Source organism: Actinophytocola sp., from assembly GCF_035634895.1.
Lineage (GTDB): Bacteria > Actinomycetota > Actinomycetes > Mycobacteriales > Pseudonocardiaceae > Actinophytocola.
In genome coordinates this window covers 68,351-83,127 of sequence record NZ_DASQCC010000035.1, presented here as the reverse complement: position 1 = coordinate 83,127, position 14,777 = coordinate 68,351, and the positions used below count along the sequence as shown (strand labels likewise).

Annotated in this window: 17 protein-coding genes and 1 tRNA gene; 14 read left to right on the top strand and 4 right to left on the bottom strand. The window is 69.5% G+C overall.

Translation table 11 applies throughout. From position 1 onward, the window contains the following. Window positions 1–53: 53 nt before the first annotated feature. Both VET29_RS05925 and VET29_RS05920 read right to left on the bottom strand, forming a co-directional pair. Window positions 54–126, bottom strand: a tRNA-Arg gene (locus VET29_RS05925). A gap of 37 nt (window positions 127–163) precedes the next feature. Beyond that, entirely contained in the window at window positions 164–1,000 is an 837-nt protein-coding gene (locus VET29_RS05920) for an NAD(P)H-binding protein (RefSeq protein ID WP_324915642.1), read from the bottom strand. 86 nt (window positions 1,001–1,086) lie between these two features. Between VET29_RS05920 and VET29_RS05915 the strand changes: the two genes are divergently transcribed. From VET29_RS05915 to VET29_RS05885, 7 genes are all read left to right on the top strand, one after another. Beyond that, the gene (locus VET29_RS05915) at window positions 1,087–1,779 is read left to right on the top strand and encodes a helix-turn-helix domain-containing protein (RefSeq protein WP_324915640.1); all 693 of its coding nucleotides are present in this window, start codon (window positions 1,087–1,089) and stop codon (window positions 1,777–1,779) included. Between the two features lie 72 nt (window positions 1,780–1,851). Next, complete coding sequence (locus tag VET29_RS05910; protein WP_324915638.1) at window positions 1,852–2,184, top strand: metalloregulator ArsR/SmtB family transcription factor; 333 nt, start codon at window positions 1,852–1,854, stop codon at window positions 2,182–2,184. After that, window positions 2,181–2,900 carry a DUF4440 domain-containing protein gene (locus VET29_RS05905; RefSeq protein WP_324915636.1) on the top strand — a complete coding sequence of 240 codons (720 nt, stop codon included), beginning with the start codon at window positions 2,181–2,183 and terminating at the stop codon, window positions 2,898–2,900. Before VET29_RS05910 ends, VET29_RS05905 begins: the two co-directional genes overlap by 4 nt. 13 nt (window positions 2,901–2,913) lie before the next feature. Next, the gene (locus VET29_RS05900; RefSeq protein WP_324915634.1) at window positions 2,914–3,561 is read left to right on the top strand and encodes a hypothetical protein; all 648 of its coding nucleotides are present in this window, start codon (window positions 2,914–2,916) and stop codon (window positions 3,559–3,561) included. A gap of 49 nt (window positions 3,562–3,610) precedes the next feature. Further along, window positions 3,611–4,531: an ATP-binding cassette domain-containing protein gene (locus VET29_RS05895; RefSeq protein ID WP_324915632.1), complete on the top strand. Its 921-nt coding sequence runs from the start codon at window positions 3,611–3,613 to the stop codon at window positions 4,529–4,531. Continuing rightward, the gene (locus VET29_RS05890) at window positions 4,528–5,736 is read left to right on the top strand and encodes an ABC transporter permease (RefSeq protein ID WP_324915630.1); all 1,209 of its coding nucleotides are present in this window, start codon (window positions 4,528–4,530) and stop codon (window positions 5,734–5,736) included. The genes VET29_RS05895 and VET29_RS05890 overlap by 4 nt, the downstream gene beginning before the upstream one ends. An 83-nt stretch (window positions 5,737–5,819) precedes the next feature. Then, the gene (locus VET29_RS05885; RefSeq protein WP_324915628.1) at window positions 5,820–6,467 is read left to right on the top strand and encodes a response regulator transcription factor; all 648 of its coding nucleotides are present in this window, start codon (window positions 5,820–5,822) and stop codon (window positions 6,465–6,467) included. 326 nt (window positions 6,468–6,793) lie between these two features. On the opposite strand, the gene rpmG is transcribed toward VET29_RS05885, so the two are convergent. Beyond that, window positions 6,794–6,958 (bottom strand): 50S ribosomal protein L33, encoded by a 165-nt coding sequence (gene rpmG / locus VET29_RS05880; RefSeq protein WP_324915626.1) that lies wholly within the window; start codon window positions 6,956–6,958, stop codon window positions 6,794–6,796. 178 nt (window positions 6,959–7,136) lie between these two features. On the opposite strand from rpmG, the gene VET29_RS05875 reads away from it, so the two are divergent. After that, window positions 7,137–7,529: an ASCH domain-containing protein gene (locus VET29_RS05875; protein ID WP_324915624.1), complete on the top strand. Its 393-nt coding sequence runs from the start codon at window positions 7,137–7,139 to the stop codon at window positions 7,527–7,529. On the opposite strand, the gene VET29_RS05870 is transcribed toward VET29_RS05875, so the two are convergent. Beyond that, the gene (locus VET29_RS05870; protein WP_324915622.1) at window positions 7,524–8,165 is read right to left on the bottom strand and encodes a histidine phosphatase family protein; all 642 of its coding nucleotides are present in this window, start codon (window positions 8,163–8,165) and stop codon (window positions 7,524–7,526) included. The genes VET29_RS05875 and VET29_RS05870 overlap by 6 nt on opposite strands. A 64-nt stretch (window positions 8,166–8,229) precedes the next feature. Between VET29_RS05870 and VET29_RS05865 the strand changes: the two genes are divergently transcribed. The 6 genes from VET29_RS05865 to VET29_RS05840 all read left to right on the top strand — a co-directional run bounded on the left by VET29_RS05865 (window position 8,230) and on the right by VET29_RS05840 (window position 14,605). After that, window positions 8,230–8,547: an EthD family reductase gene (locus VET29_RS05865; protein ID WP_324915620.1), complete on the top strand. Its 318-nt coding sequence runs from the start codon at window positions 8,230–8,232 to the stop codon at window positions 8,545–8,547. 55 nt (window positions 8,548–8,602) lie between these two features. Next, window positions 8,603–9,421: a 3-hydroxyacyl-CoA dehydrogenase family protein gene (locus VET29_RS05860; RefSeq protein WP_324915618.1), complete on the top strand. Its 819-nt coding sequence runs from the start codon at window positions 8,603–8,605 to the stop codon at window positions 9,419–9,421. A gap of 10 nt (window positions 9,422–9,431) precedes the next feature. Further along, the gene (locus tag VET29_RS05855) at window positions 9,432–10,604 is read left to right on the top strand and encodes a GNAT family N-acetyltransferase (protein WP_324915616.1); all 1,173 of its coding nucleotides are present in this window, start codon (window positions 9,432–9,434) and stop codon (window positions 10,602–10,604) included. 42 nt (window positions 10,605–10,646) lie between these two features. Next, complete coding sequence (locus VET29_RS05850) at window positions 10,647–11,336, top strand: response regulator transcription factor (protein WP_324915614.1); 690 nt, start codon at window positions 10,647–10,649, stop codon at window positions 11,334–11,336. Next, on the top strand, window positions 11,336–12,727 hold the full coding sequence (locus VET29_RS05845; RefSeq protein WP_324915746.1) for a HAMP domain-containing sensor histidine kinase: 1,392 nt from the start codon (window positions 11,336–11,338) through the stop codon (window positions 12,725–12,727). The genes VET29_RS05850 and VET29_RS05845 overlap by 1 nt, the downstream gene beginning before the upstream one ends. Before the next feature lie 579 nt (window positions 12,728–13,306). Then, window positions 13,307–14,605, top strand: coding sequence for a S1C family serine protease (locus VET29_RS05840; protein ID WP_324915612.1), 1,299 nt, complete (start codon window positions 13,307–13,309; stop codon window positions 14,603–14,605). Window positions 14,606–14,777: the final 172 nt, after the last annotated feature.

The following is a 14,777-nucleotide window of genomic DNA, read 5'->3' as shown; positions in this document are numbered from 1 at the left end:
AGCGAACGCGCGTGTTCGACCAGATGCAATTATCGCTGGTCAAACACGGTTTGTGCCCCCGGCAGGATTCGAACCTGCGACCTGCCGCTTAGGAGGCGGACGCTCTATCCCCTGAGCTACGAGGGCGCTACCTGACAGCCTAGCGGCCGGCAGGAGCGGGGCGTCACCGCATTACTGTGAACGCGGGTTTGTGATCCGTTGCCCACTGTTCGAACGTCCTGGCCGGGCGGTCCAGGATGCGGCTGACCTGGTCACTCACGTACGCGGCGCCGCCCGAGCGGGCCCAACCAACGCCCGTTGTGATCGTCGTGATCACCTCTGGGGGCATGCCGGCCGCATCGAGGTGGGGTCTTGCGGCGACCTCCACGGTCTTCACCGGTCGGTTCAGCACGCGCTCCAGGATCGTCGCCTGGTCGGCGAAGGTGAGCAGCTCAGGGCCGGTCAGGTCATACCTCTGTCCGTCATGCGCGTCATCCAGCAGTGCCTCCACCGCGACCGCCGACACGTCGCGTGGGTCTACGACGGCCTGTCTTGTCGGGCCGAGCATGTCCGGGATCGGCTCGCCGGCGTTGATCAGTTCTTTGAAGGACAGGAAGTTCGACGAGAAGCTGGTCGGGCGGAGGATCGTCCATGCCAGACCGCTCTCCTCGATGGCCTGCTCGGCGGCCAGGTGCGCGGCCCCCACGACCGCCCCCTCGAACCGCTCGCCGGTGCCGATGGCCGACAGTTTCACGATCTTGGCGACGCCTGCCGTGCTGGCGGCCTCGAGCAGTGCGAGGTCGTGCGCCGGTGACGGGGTGGGTGGCACGGTGACCAGGAAAACCGTGTCGACACCGGCTACCGCCTCGGTCAGTGACGCTGGGTTCGCGAAGTCCGCGCGGACGGGGTTGGGCAGGCCGTTCGGGTTGCGGGACATGGCGCGGAACGGCATGCCTCGTTCCTCAAGTAGCTGGACGACGGTCTTGCCGATGGTGCCGGTGGCACCGGTAACGAGGATCATGCGCGAACTGTCGCAACCGCCCGCCATCCGGCTATAGGAAGTTTCGGCACAGCTCATTGTCGGTGGTCGCGGCTACCGTTGGTCGGGTGAGTTCGTTCGTGGTGCCGGACGTGCTGCGGCCCTGGGTGGCCGGGATCGACATGACCGCCGCGGTTGGCGCGGCGGTCGTTGACGTGCCCGATTCCGCCACCACCCTCGTCGTTCGGACGACGCCTGCGCGGCGCGAGGTCATCGTCATGGGGCCGCGGACCCGTGCCGCCTACCACCTGGGTGAGCCGGGGCCTTCTTGTGTGCGGATTCGCATGCGGCCGGGGCGGGCGGGTGAGTTACTCGGCCGGCCGGTGCGGGACTTGGCCGACCGCGCCGTGCCGGTACGAGAGCTGCCTGGGCTGGACCTCGGCCGCCTTCTGGACGATCCGGTCGACGCGCTCGTGGCGGCGGTCGCGAACCGGTCCGTTGACGACGGTCTGGTCGCGGTGGCCGCGGAGTTGCTGGCGGGCGGGAACGTCGCGGGCACGGCCGCACGGCTGCACATCAGCGAGCGCCGGCTGCGGGCGTTGTTCGCCGACGGCGTTGGGCTTTCGCCGAAGCACTTCGCGCGGATCGGGCGGGTTCGGCGGGTGCTCGCGACGGCGCCGCACCTGCGGTGGGCGGATGTCGCCGCGTCCGCCGGCTACTACGACCAGTCGCACATGACGGCGGAGTTTCGGCAGCTCATGGGCGTTCCACCGGCCGCCTACGCGGCGGGGCGGCGGCCGGTCGCCCGGCCCTGCGGCTGACGAATCCCGACGTCCGGGGGCAGGACCCCACCCGACTTGACATACTTAACGACAGCATTAATAGTTATCAACGTGCGAACTGAAGTGGACGAGGTGCTGGTAGCTCTCGCCGACCCCATCCGGCGGCAGGTGGTCGACGAGTTACGGCAGGGACCCAAGCGGGCTGGGGAACTGGCCGACTCCGCGGGGATGAGCTTCCCCGCTATCAGCCGTCACCTTCGGGTACTGCGTGCCTCCAGGTTGGTGGAGGTGCGTGCGCTCGACGAGGACGCGCGAGTGCGCGTCTACCAACTGAGGGCGGAGCCGTTCCTGGCGCTCCGGGCCTGGCTCGACCAGGTCGAGGGGTTCTGGACCGACCAGCTCGACGCCTTCTCCGACTACGCGAACAAGAGGAAACAGGAATGACCGAGGCCCACGTGACGGTCGAGGTGGAGGTCGACCCCGCCACCGCGTTCGACCTGTTCACCAGGGACATCGCCGCATGGTGGCGGGCGGATCGCTCGCTCTGGGGCGACAGCGAAGGTGAGCTTCGCTTCGAGGACGGACGGCTCATGCAGGGCGCCGCGGAGATCGGCCACGTGTCGGTCTGGGAACCGGGGCCGAGGTTGGCCTTCAGCTACGGGCCGCCCGGCGTCGACCCCGCCGAGCGGACTGAGGTCGACGTGCGGTTCGAGGCCGTCCGTGGCGGCACCCGCGTCGTCGTGCGGCACGGTGGCTGGGAGAAAGCGAACTGGGCGGGGCTTTTAGCCGGCTTCGCCCGGCACTCACTGGAACGGATGCTGCTGGCTCGGCTGGGGGACTTCCTCGACGCGATCGGACGCGGGGACGTCGAGTTCTTCCAGCGGAACCTGACCGACGAGGCGATGTTGATCTTTCCGGGTGAGCGCAACACGTACACCAAGGCCCAGTGTGTCGCCGCGATGGCGGGCCATCCCGTCTACCACAAGTACGACCTGACCGATCCGCACATCGTCCACATCGGAGAGTCGACGGCGGTGTTCACGCACCACGCCACGCTGATGCACGAACAGGACGAACGGCCGCGGTCGGTCATGGTCTCGACGGTGCTCGTCCAGCGCGACGGTGACTGGCACCTGGCGCTGCACCAGTGGACCGAATGACAAAGGAGAAACGATGTACTACGCGATTCACACGCCAGACCCGGTGCGGGCCAAGTCCTTCTACGCGACGGTGTTCGGTTGGGACTATCGGTCCGACGACCACATCGACGGCAGTTCGCCTGCAGGAGGTCTCGGTGTGGGCCCACCGAGAGCCGAGCTGTACTTCGAGGTGTGGGACATCGCGGTGGCCGTCGCCAAGTTGCGTGAGCTGGGTGGGGTGGCGCCGGACCCGGTGCGGTCGGAGTCGGGATGGAGCTGTCTTGCCGAGGACGGTGGCCTCGCGCTGTGGCAGCCAGCCGAGGGATATGCCCAGGACGATCCCAAATGCGCGGAAGGCGACCTTTTCTACTACGTCGTCCCGGTCGCGGACGAACAAGCCAGGACCCGGTACGCGACCGTGCTCGGCTGGGAGTTATCGCCCGGCTCTCACGCGAACGGGTGGAACATCGAGAACTCCACACCGCCCGGCGGGGTGTTCGTCGATCACGCCGGCTCGCCCGACCTGTACTTCCGGGTGGCCGACGTCGACGAGGCCGCGGAGCGTGTCCGGCGCGCCGGCGGCACGGCCGGCGACAGGCAGCCCAACTCGGCTGGCTGGCACGCGGAGTGCCGTGACGATCAGGGGGTGAGGTTCAGCGTCGGTTCGTTACGTCAGAACTGATCCCCCGTACTAGGGTTCCTCCAACGGCTGGGTAGGGGAGGAATCCGCGGTGGGTGACGGGCGGCTGGAGATCGACCACATCTCCAAGCGATACGGCGACGTGGTTGCTCTGCAGAACACGACCTTCGACGTGCGTGCGGGCGAACTGTTCGGGTTTGTCGGGAGCAACGGCGCGGGTAAGACGACGACGATGCGCATCACGCTCGGCGTCCTGGCGGCGGACGCGGGCGAGGTGCGCTGGGACGGGGAGCGGATCACGCTCGACACCCGCCGGCACATCGGGTACATGCCGGAGGAGCGTGGCTTGTACCCGAAGATGAAGGTGGGTGAGCAGCTGGTCTATCTGGCGCGCATGCACGGACTGTCGGCACAGGACGCCAAGCGATCGATGGCGGAATGGACCGAACGACTCGGTGTCGCGCACCGGCAGGGTGACGACGTCCAGAACCTGAGCCTGGGCAACCAGCAGCGGGTGCAGCTCGCGGCCGCGCTGGTGCACAACCCGAGCATCCTCGTGCTTGACGAGCCGTTCTCGGGGCTCGACCCGATCGCCGTCGACGTGATGAGCAAGGTGCTGCTCGACAAGGCGGCCGAGGGCATCCCGGTGGTGTTCTCGAGTCACCAGCTCGAGCTTGTCGAGCGGCTCTGCCATCGCGTCGGGATCATCCGCAACGGCGAGATGGTCACGATCGGGGAGGTCGACGAGCTGCGGTCGAGCGGTGCGGCGGAGCTGGTCGTGGTCGCGCCGAACGCCGCGGACGGCTGGGCCTCGGGACTGGCCGGGGTGACCGTGCGCGAGCAGGAGGGCAGCCGGACCGTGCTGGAGCTCGGCGACGGTGCCGACGACCAGGCGGTGCTGCACGCGGCGCTGGCGACCGGGCCGGTGACCGAGTTCAGCAGGCGACGGCCGTCGTTGACCGAGCTGTACCGCGAGGTCGTGACGCAGGAGACCGAGGAGGACGCGGCATGACCAACACGGATGTTCGGCTCGGGTCGTGGGAGGCCGTGGGTCTCGTCGCGAGCCGTGAGGTCAAGACGAAGATGCGCTCCAAGGCGTTCATCATCACGACTGTGGCGACGCTGGTGCTGCTCGTCGGCTTCGCGTTGGTGATGAAGCTCGTCGGTGGCGGTTCCGACGCGACGGTGGGTGTCACGACGCAGACCGGTGCGCTCGCCGAGCCGGTCAAGGCGACCGCGAGCCGGATCGGTGTGAGCGTCGACGTGAAGACCGTCGACGAGAAGGCCGGGCGGTCACAGGTGGCCGACGGCTCGTTGGACGCGCTGGTCGTCAGTGACGGCACGGACGGCAAGCTCCGGGTCGTCGTCAAGAAGGACCTCGACGGCAACCTGCGCGACGCGCTCAACGTGCTCGCCGGACAGGTCGCGCTGAACGTCTCGATCGCCGACCTGGGGGGCGACCCCGCGCAGGTGCAGGCGGCAGTGGCGAAGGCCTCGGTGGACGTCGAGCCGTTGGAGAAGCCGTACCCGTACCAGTCGGGGCAGCTGGTGCTCGGCATCGTCGCCGGCATCCTGATCTACATGTCGTTGCTGCTGAACGGACAGATGGTGGCCCAGGGGGTGGTCGAGGAGAAGTCGAGTCGGGTGGTCGAGCTGCTGCTCTCCACGATCCGGCCGTGGCAGCTCATGGCGGGCAAGGTGCTCGGCATCGGGTTCGTCGGGCTCGTGCAGATGGTGGTGATCGGCGGGGTCGGCATCGTCGCGGCGCTCGGACTGGACGTGTTGTCGATCTCCACGTCGGCGGCCGTCGGCACGGTGGTCTGGCTGGTCGTGTGGTACCTGCTCGGGTTCGTCATGTACTCGCTGGTGTTCGCCGCGCTGGGAGCGCTGGTGTCCCGTCAGGAGGACGTCGGCGGGGTGATCACGCCCGCGTTGATGTTCGTCATCGTCGGCTACGTCATCGGCATCTCGGTGTTGCCGTCCGATCCGGACAACACGCTGGCGGAGGTGCTGTCGGTGATCCCGGTGTTCGCGCCGACGCTGATGCCGATGCGGCTCGCCATGGGCGGGGTGCCGGTGTGGGAGGCGGTCGTGTCGGTCGGGCTCGTGCTGGCGCTGATACCGGCGTTGGTGTGGTTGTCCGGACGCATCTACGCCAACGCGGTCATGCGCAGCGGAGCGCGGGTCAAGCTGAAGGACGCCCTGCGTCCTGCCTAAAGCAGCTGGTCACTTACGGCGACGGGGTAGAATCCGAAGGTCAAGTAGACCCACCATGACCGCCCACTGTCGGGGAGGCGTTCGTGATAAAGGTTCTGCTCGCGGACGATGAAGACCTTGTCCGCTCAGGGCTTCGCACAATACTGACCAGCGCCGGCGACATCGAGGTGGTCGCCGAGTGTGATGACGGCGTGCACGTCGCCGACTTCGCGCGGCAGCATCGGCCGCACGTTGTGCTGCTCGACATCCGGATGCGTTCGGCGGACGGCATCGTCGCGCTGCGTAAGCTCCGGGCTCTGCCGGAGCCGCCGGTGGTGGCCATGCTGACCACGTTCGATGTCGACGAGTACGTCCAGGAGGCGCTGCGCATCGGCGCGAGCGGGTTCCTGCTGAAGGACACCGAGCCGGAGGTGCTCATCAAGGCGGTGCGTGACCTCGCTCGCGGTGGGGCGGTGCTGGATCCGAAGGTGGCGGCGCGGGTGCTGTCCGCGGTCGCGGACGGTGAACGTGCCGCCGAGCCGGCGCGCCGGTTGCTGTCCTCGTTATCCGACCGGGAACGCGAAGTTGTGGCGCTCATCGGGCAAGGACTGTCCAACGCGGAGATCGGCGGGGCGCTGCACCTCTCGGAGGCGACGGTCAAGGGCTACGTCTCCGCGGTGCTCGGGAAGATCGGGGCGGTCAACCGGGTGCAGGCGGCGTTGGTGGCCTATCGGGGCGGCCTGATCGCCTGATCGCCGCGAAGGCGTGGGCGCGGTGCAGACGCGGTGGTAGTGGATAGGCGGTAGTAGTGGACAGGCGGTGGCCCATCGCCGGTTGGGTATCGCTTTTCGTGGCGCCGCTGGGTGATGGGCGCGCCGGGCATCGCTGGGTGATGGACCCAGTCGGTTGGTTTGGCGCCATCGCCGGATAGGGCGCCGGATGGGGCGCCTGCCAGGTCCATCGACCCGTTGCCGGTTGGGGCGGCTGCCGCGTTGTTCGACCCGTTGCCGGTTGAGGTGGTTGTCCACGCTCAACCGGCGGGTGGTCGGTCGTGGGCTGGCTGTGCCGGCGGTTCGCGTCAGCGTTCTTCGCGGAACTCGACGTGCTCGCGGGCCACCGGGTCGAACTTGCGCAGGACCATCCGGTCCGGGTCGTTGCGGCGGTTCTTGCGCGTGACGTACGTGTAGCCGGTGCCGGCCGTCGAGCGGAGCTTGACGATCGGTCGGACTTCGTTGCGTGCCACTGGACTCGTTGTCCCTTCGCGGGTAGCTGGTGACCGCCGGCTCGATGACGGAGTGGCGATCTTCGTCCTCTTTCGGGAACGATTTTCATCTCCGGATAATTCCGCGCCCATACATGACAGATCGGGTGGCAACGTGGACCGCCGTGGCCTGGCGGACGCTCTTGTAGCGTCACGTGGCATGTGGCTTCGGGTCGACGGGCTCCGCACGTTCGAGATGGGCACCCCCGGTGAGATGCGTCAGAGGCTGAACGACCTCATCCTCACCGGCCGCAAGCGGGCCACCGCCGGTCTTCTCGCCTACGACTACGAGGCCGAGTCCGAGGAGGTCGAGCGCGTCGGCGAGCGGCTCGCGCTGCTCGACAACGGTCGGCACAAGATCGCCGAGGTCGAGGTGACCAGGGTCGATGTCGTGCCATTCAGGGAAGTCACGTGGGAGTTCGCCGACGCGGAGGGGGAGGGCGCCCGCTCGGTCGAGCACTGGCGGGAGGGACACCTGAGGTACTGGACGGCCCGCGGCTACGAGGTCGGCGACGACACGGCCGTCGTCTGCTTGTGGATCCGCCTGCTATAGCTGCTTCGTGCCGTCCGGCGAGTCGCGCCACTGCGCGAACGGCTCGTTCAGTTGCCAGCGATCGCCGTCGTGGTCCAGTATCCGGATCGCGCAGTGCGGCGGGTTCGACAGGGACTCGAACAGGTCGATGCTCCACGAGAACATCCGCCGGCACAGCAACCGCATCGTCAGGCCATGGGACACCACCAGCACGGTGTCCGGGTGCGACGGGTCCTTCGCGATCCGCAGCTCCAGCTCGTTCAGGAACGACGCCACGCGATCGTCCACGTCGGCGCCCGACTCCCCGTGCGGCAGCCGGTAGAAGAAGTGCCCGAACTCGTTCCGCCGCCGCTTCTCCAGCTCCTGCTCCACCGGATCCTGCAGGTTCCCCCAGTCCTGCTCCCGCAGCCGCGGCTCGGGCACGACCCGTTCGGTCGGCACGTCGAGCAGTGCGAACGTCCGCAACGCGCGAACGTACGGGCTGACGTACGCGGCCAGCGGCGGGTCGTGCGGCATCGCCCGCACCGCCGCGCCGGCCGCCCGGGCCTGCACCTCGCCACGCACGGTCAGCGGCAGCGCGTGGTCCGGCGTCCGCGTGTACGCCAGCTCGTCGACGTTTCCCAGGCTCTCCGCGTGCCGCAGCAGGATGATCCGCACGGCGCTATCGTGCCTTCTCGCCAGCTATTACAGTTCGTCCGGCGACCAACGCGAGGAGTGTCACATGATCAAGTATGTCGCGCTGTACAAGCAGCCCGCCGACGCCGAGGCGTTCGACAAGGCGTACTTCGGGTCGCACAAGCCGCTCATCGACAAGGTTCCTGGCCTGGTGCGGCAGGAGATCGCCAAGGTCTCCCGCACGTTCGTGCCCAACTTCCTCGAGAGCAACGAGCCCTACCTCATCGCCGAGTTGTACTTCGAGTCCAAGGACGCCATGAAGACCGCCTTCGCGTCCCCCGAGTGGCAGGCGTCCGGCGCGAACCTGACCGAGATCGGCGGCATGGAGCTGGTCGCGATGTTCTCCGCCGAGGTCGTCGAGTGAACGGAGCCGGCGGACCGAACCGTTGGCACCCGCGAGAAGAAAGTAGGGCGCGGTCGTGAAAGCAGCGGTCGTCGGTGGCGGAACCATGGGAGCGGGCATCGCGCACGTCCTTCTCGCCGCCGGCAACCACGTCACGGTCGCCGAGGCAGGCGAGGAACGCGCGGCGGCCGCGAAGGAAGCCGTGGCGGCCTCGCTCGACAAGGCCGAGCAGCGGGGCAAGCTCGACAGGCCGGCGGGCCAACTGCTCGAACGCCTCGACGTCGTCGCGGCCGTCGACCAGCTCCCCAGCACGACCGAGCTGGTCATCGAGGCCGTACCGGAGGACGTCGCGCTCAAGCGGCGCGTCCTCGCCGACGTCCGCAAGGCCTGCCCGGACGCCCTGCTCGCCTCCAACACATCCTCCCTGTCGATCAGGAGTCTCGGCGACGACGTCATCGGCATGCACTTCTTCAACCCGGTGCCCGTGCAGGCGCTCCTGGAGCTGGTCGTGCACGACGACCTCGAACCGGCCCAGGTGGTCAGGGCCCACGACTGGGCCGAGTCGCTGGGCAAGACCGTCATCGAGGTCCGCGACTCGCCAGGGTTCGCGACCTCCCGGCTCGGTGTGGCGGTCGGGCTCGAGGCCATCCGCATGCTGGCGGAGGGCGTGGCCTCCGCCGAGGACATCGACACCGGCATGCGCCTCGGCTACGGCTGGCCGATGGGCCCGCTGCGCCTCACCGACCTGGTCGGGCTGGACGTGCGCCTGTCCATCGCCGAGCACTTGACCAAGGAACTCGGCCCCCGCTTCACCCCGCCGGAGCTGCTGCGAAACAAGGTGGCGCGCGGTGAGCTGGGCCGTAAGACTGGCCGGGGATTCTTCGACTGGTCATAGGAGCGCAGACGTGATCATCCGCCCGCCGCGGGATGCCGACGACGAGCAGATCTACGAGATCGGGCGGATCGCCTTCGGCGGACCGCGGGAACCGGTGCCGGAACGGCTGTGGTCGAAATATCCGGGCTGGTACGGCCTGGTGGCCGAGCTGGACGGCCGCATCGCCGCCACCCTCAAGGTCCGCGAGTACCGGCAGTTCTTCGGCGGCTCCGCGGTGCGGATGGGTGGCCTCGCGAGCGTCGCCGTCGCGCCGGCGGGCCGGGGACGGGGTGTCGCCACCGCCCTGCTCGACGCGGCCATGCCCGAGATGCGGGACCGAGGGGACTGCATCTCGGCGCTGTACCCGACGGTCCCGTCGCTCTACCGCGGCCGCGGCTGGGAGCAGACCGGCAACTACGAGCGGGTCGCGCTGCGCCCGGAGCTGTTCGCCCTGCTGCCCAAACCCGCCGAGCGCCCGCTCCTGCGTCGCGCGACCGAGTCGGACCTGGCGGCCATCCACGACTGCTACCTCCGGTTCGCGCGGACCGTCGACGGCATGCTCGACCGGTCGACGGCGGCGTTCGAACCCGAGAAGCTGCTGGAACTGGACATCGTCGACATCATCCCGGGCGTGGACGGCACGGTCCGCGGTTACCTGACCGGCGAGCGGTCGGAGTTCGAGAAGGTGGTCGTCCATGACCTCGTCGCCGACGACCGGGAGACCGCGCTGGGGCTGTTCGCGAACCTCGGTCGCTGGGCGGGGACCTCGGAGGAGATCTCGCTGCGGATCAACGACCCGGGCTGGTGGCAGCTGCTCATGGCGCTGCCGGTGGTGCACGACGTGCACAACCACCCGTGGATGCTGCGGGTGGTGGACCTGCCGGCCGCGGTCGCCGCGCGGGGCTGGCCGAACGCCGCTCACCTGACACCGACCAGCGTGGACATCGAGGTGGTTGACGAGCACGCGCCGTGGCAGGCCGGCAGGCACCGGCTGGTCGTGGACGGCGGCAAGGTCGTCTGCGAGCCCGGCGGTGACGGGACGGTCCGGCTCCCGGCCAGGGCGCTCGGTCCCTGGTACGCGGGATCGGCGGACACGGCCATGCTGCGTCGCGGCGGCCTCATCGAGGGCGACCTCGCGGCCGCGAGGGTGCTCGACCTGCTGACCGGCGCCCCGCGGCTACCACGAATGGCCGATTCGTTCTGATCCTCTCAGGCAAGTCTCAGCACCCTGCGTAACACTGACCGCATGCGCATCCTCGTTGTCGACGACGACCGGGCCGTTCGCGAGTCCCTGCGGCGGTCGCTGCAGTTCAACGGCTATCAGGTCGACCTGGCCAGTGACGGGCAGCAGGCACTGGAATCGGTGTCCACCGCCCGGCCGGACGCCATGGTGCTCGACGTGATGATGCCGCGGGTCGACGGTCTGGAGGTGTGCCGCAGGCTCCGCGGCATCGGCGACGACCTGCCCATCCTCGTGCTGACCGCGCGGGACACCGTGTCCGACCGGGTCGCGGGCCTCGACGCGGGCGCCGACGACTACCTGCCGAAGCCGTTCGCGCTGGAGGAGCTGCTCGCGCGGCTGCGTGCGCTGCTGCGCCGCCGTACGTTCGACGTCGCGGGCCCGCCGCCGCAGACTCTGAGCTTCGCGGGGTTGGAGCTGGACCCGGGCACGCGCGAGGTCAAGCGCGGTGACCGGTCGATGAGCCTGACCAGGACCGAGTTCGCACTGCTCGAACTGCTGCTCGCGCACCCGAAGCAGGTGCTGACCCGCGGCCGCATCCTCGAGGAGGTCTGGGGCTACGACTTCCCGACCTCCGGCAACGCGCTCGAGGTCTACATCGGGTACCTGCGGCGCAAGACCGAGTCCGAAGGCGAGCCGCGGCTGATCCACACGGTGCGCGGCATCGGTTACGTGCTGAGGGAGACGCCGCCGTGATGTTGGTCGGCGCGCCGCCCTCCGGCAAGAAGCGGGTGTCGCTGCGGTCGCGGGTGACCCTGCTCGCGGCCAGCTGCGTGGCCGGTGCGGTGGCGCTCGTGTCGCTCGGCGCGTACTTCACGGTGTACGAGAACCTGTACCAGCAGGTCGACGACACGCTGTGGCAGAAGGCCCAGGACACCGTCCAGTCGAAGTGGATCGCGCAGACGCCGTCCGGTGACTTCCCCGTCGGGCTCTTCGGGCTGTCCGGGGTGGAGGTGGCGCTGGTCGACGCCGAGGGCACGGTGATCATCAGCGACCCGCGGAACATGCCGCCCATCAGCTCGAAGGAGCTGGCCGTGGCGCGCGACCCCGAGCACCCGAGCATCCGCACCGACGGGAAGACCGACTCCCGGGTCGTCGCCGTTGGCTACCAGGGTGACGTGCTGGTGATCTCGCAGTCACTGGCGCCGACGAAGAAGCAGCTCGGCGACCTGGCGCTGGTGCTGTTCCTGATCGGCGGCGCGGGCGTGGTCGTCGCGGCCATCGCCGGCACCGCGGTGGCCAGGACGGGCCTGCGGCCGGTGCAGCGGCTGACCAGGGCGACCGAACGCGTTGCCCGTACAGGTGACCTGCGACCGATCCAGGTGGACGGCGACGACGAGCTTGCCCGGCTGTCCCACAGCTTCAACCTCATGCTGGGGGCGGTCGCGGACGCCCAGATGCGGCAGCGGCAGCTGGTCGCGGACGCCGGCCACGAGCTGCGCACGCCACTGACCTCGTTGCGCACCAACCTGGAGCTGCTGCTGGCGGCGGAGAAGCCGGACACACCCCAGCTGTCGGACGCCGACAAGTCGGAGATCCACGACGACCTGCGTGCCCAGCTGGACGAGCTGACGCAGCTGATCGGCGACCTCGTGGAGCTGGCGCGGGAGGACGCGCCGGCGCTGACCCACGAGCCGGTGGACATGTACGAGGTGGTCGAGCAGGCACTGGCCAGGGCACGGCGGCGCGCCGGCGAGGTGACCTTTGAGGTGGACCTGCAGCCCTGGTTCCTGTTCGGCGAGCCGCACACGCTGGAGCGGGCCGTGCTGAACCTGCTGGACAACGCGGTGAAGTTCAGCCCGCCGGGCGGGACCGTGCGGGTGGACCTGCGGCCGGCGGCGCCGGGCTACGCGTTCCTCCAGGTCGCCGATGCCGGGCCGGGGATCGAGGACACGGACCTGCCGCACGTCTTCGACCGCTTCTACCGGTCGGACGAGGCACGGACGCTGCCCGGCTCCGGTTTGGGGCTCGCGATTGTCAAAAGCGCGGCCGAACGGCACGGTGGAGCTGTGTTCGCGGGTAGGTCGGCCGACGGCGGGGCACTCATCGCGATGAGACTGCCCGGAAGTTCGGAGCCGATTCTCTAGCTCCGCAAAGGTTGGTCTCAGGCCGTTCTCAGGACCGAGGCGGAAGGTGGTCACATGACCGAGGACAACCGGCCGACGACTCCGGCGGAACAGCCGGAGCCGGAGGGACGACCACAGACGGAGTCGGGGAGCGCTTCTTCGGGGGAGCGCGCCAGGAGGAGTGACTGGTTCGCCGGCATGGCGAGCCTGGAGACCTCCGGGGAGGTGTCTGGGGCCGGCTCGGGAAATGAGGAGTCCGTGGGGGACGGACGGTCGGGGAGCGATGGGGTCGCGCCGGCAGAGGCTCGTACGACGGAGGGAGAGTCTTCTGCCGGCGCGGCGAGTCCGGAGACCGCCGCGCCGGGGACGGCGGGTGCCGGGGACGCGCCGACGGGTGCGGCGGCCGCGTGGCTGGCCGCGGGGGAGGCGGTGCCTGCTCAGCGGTTCGGGGCGGCACCGGGGCAGCAGGTGGCGGGGGAGGCGCCCGGCCGGCCGGGGGTATCGGGGGATGCGCCGGTAGGTTGGGTCGCGGGAACGCCGGGTGAGTTGCCGGGCTCGCCCGGCGTCGCGCGAGTGCCAGGACAGTCGGAGGGATTCGGTATGCCGCAGGGCGAGTGGAGCACCGGGCCGGCACAACCGAGGAACGAGTGGACCGGGCACGCGCAGCCGGGCAACGAGTGGGCTCGGCCGGCGCCGGAGACGGTGGTCTTCGGGTCGGCCGCGGGGCAGGGCGGCGGCGGTGGCACGCCGCCGGACGGCTACTACCTCCGCCGGCCGCCCCAGCCTCAACCGCAGCCGCAGCCGCAGCCCGAGTCGCAGCGAAAGGGCAGTGGCGCGCTGGTCGCGGGCGTCGCGGTGCTGGCGTTGCTCGTCGGGGGCGGTGCCGGTGCGCTCGGCGGCTACCTCGTCGCCGACTCGTCCAACGCGCCGGTGACCAACGCGCTGGACCAGCCGACCGCCGACCAGACCTCGTCCTCCGCGCCGGCCGGTTCGGTCGAGGCGGTGGCGCAGAAGGTCTCACCGACCGTGGTGCAGCTGCAGGTCGAGGGCCGGCAGGCCGCGGGAGAGGGCTCCGGCTTCATCATCAGCTCCGACGGGCTGATCGTGACCAACAACCACGTCGTCGAGGTCGCCGCGGACAACGGGAAGATCACCGCCGTCTTCGCGGACGGCTCGCAGGTGCCCGCGTCGATCGTCGGCCGGGACCCGACATCGGACGTCGCCGTGGTCAAGGCCGAGGGCAAGACGGGCCTGCCGACCGTGGAACTCGGCAGTTCCGACGCGCTCAAGGTCGGCGAGGGCGTGGTGGCGATCGGCTCGCCCTTCGAACTGTCCGGCACCGTGACCTCCGGCATCGTCAGCTCACTGCACCGCCCCACCCGCGCCGGCGGCGAGGACGGCTCGCAGGCAACGGTGATGGACGCGATCCAGACCGACGCGGCCATCAACCCCGGCAACTCCGGCGGTCCGCTGGTCAACATGCAGGGCCAGGTCATCGGCATCAACTCGGCCATCTACTCGCCGCAGTCCTCCGCCAGCAGCCAGGGCGGCTCGGTCGGCATCGGCTTCGCCATCCCGATCGACCAGGCGCGGCGCACGGCCGACGAGATCGTCAAGACCGGCAAGGCGACCCAGACCATCCTCGGCGTGAGCGTCCGGGACAACCAGGACGGCGGTGCGCTGATCGTGGACGTCACCGGTGGCGGGGCGGGCGAGCAGGCGGGCCTGAAGTCCGGCGACGTGGTGACCAAGCTCGACGACCGTCGGATCGACACGTCCGACGCGCTCGTGGCCGCGGTGCGGTCGCACAAGCCGGGCGACAAGGTGCGGCTCGAGTTGAGCAACGGTTCGCGCACAGTTGACGCCACGCTTGCCGGTCAGACCGTCGAACCACAATGATTGGTCGGGAACTGCTCGAGTTCCCACCACGAACGCTCGGCCGCAGGACAGCGGCCGAGACCAACTCCGGCTCGATGCCCCCGAGCCGGGAGAGCTCCAAGCGGGGCTCTGCGACGCCGTACGCGGACGGTCAACCCCTCGCTCGCCCGCGTGCGGCGTCGCGTCGTCTGCC

Coding starts and splice junctions, on each gene's coding strand:
- VET29_RS05905 (WP_324915636.1), top strand. CDS start 2,181: ATGACCGAGGCCCACGTGACGGTCGAGGTGGAGGTCGACCCCGCCACC.
- VET29_RS05865 (WP_324915620.1), top strand. CDS start 8,230: ATGATCAAGTATGTCGCGCTGTACAAGCAGCCCGCCGACGCCGAGGCG.
- VET29_RS05840 (WP_324915612.1), top strand. CDS start 13,307: ATGCCGCAGGGCGAGTGGAGCACCGGGCCGGCACAACCGAGGAACGAG.
- VET29_RS05890 (WP_324915630.1), top strand. CDS start 4,528: ATGACCAACACGGATGTTCGGCTCGGGTCGTGGGAGGCCGTGGGTCTC.
- VET29_RS05920 (WP_324915642.1), bottom strand. CDS start 1,000: ATGATCCTCGTTACCGGTGCCACCGGCACCATCGGCAAGACCGTCGTC.
- VET29_RS05875 (WP_324915624.1), top strand. CDS start 7,137: ATGTGGCTTCGGGTCGACGGGCTCCGCACGTTCGAGATGGGCACCCCC.
- VET29_RS05900 (WP_324915634.1), top strand. CDS start 2,914: ATGTACTACGCGATTCACACGCCAGACCCGGTGCGGGCCAAGTCCTTC.
- VET29_RS05850 (WP_324915614.1), top strand. CDS start 10,647: ATGCGCATCCTCGTTGTCGACGACGACCGGGCCGTTCGCGAGTCCCTG.
- VET29_RS05845 (WP_324915746.1), top strand. CDS start 11,336: ATGTTGGTCGGCGCGCCGCCCTCCGGCAAGAAGCGGGTGTCGCTGCGG.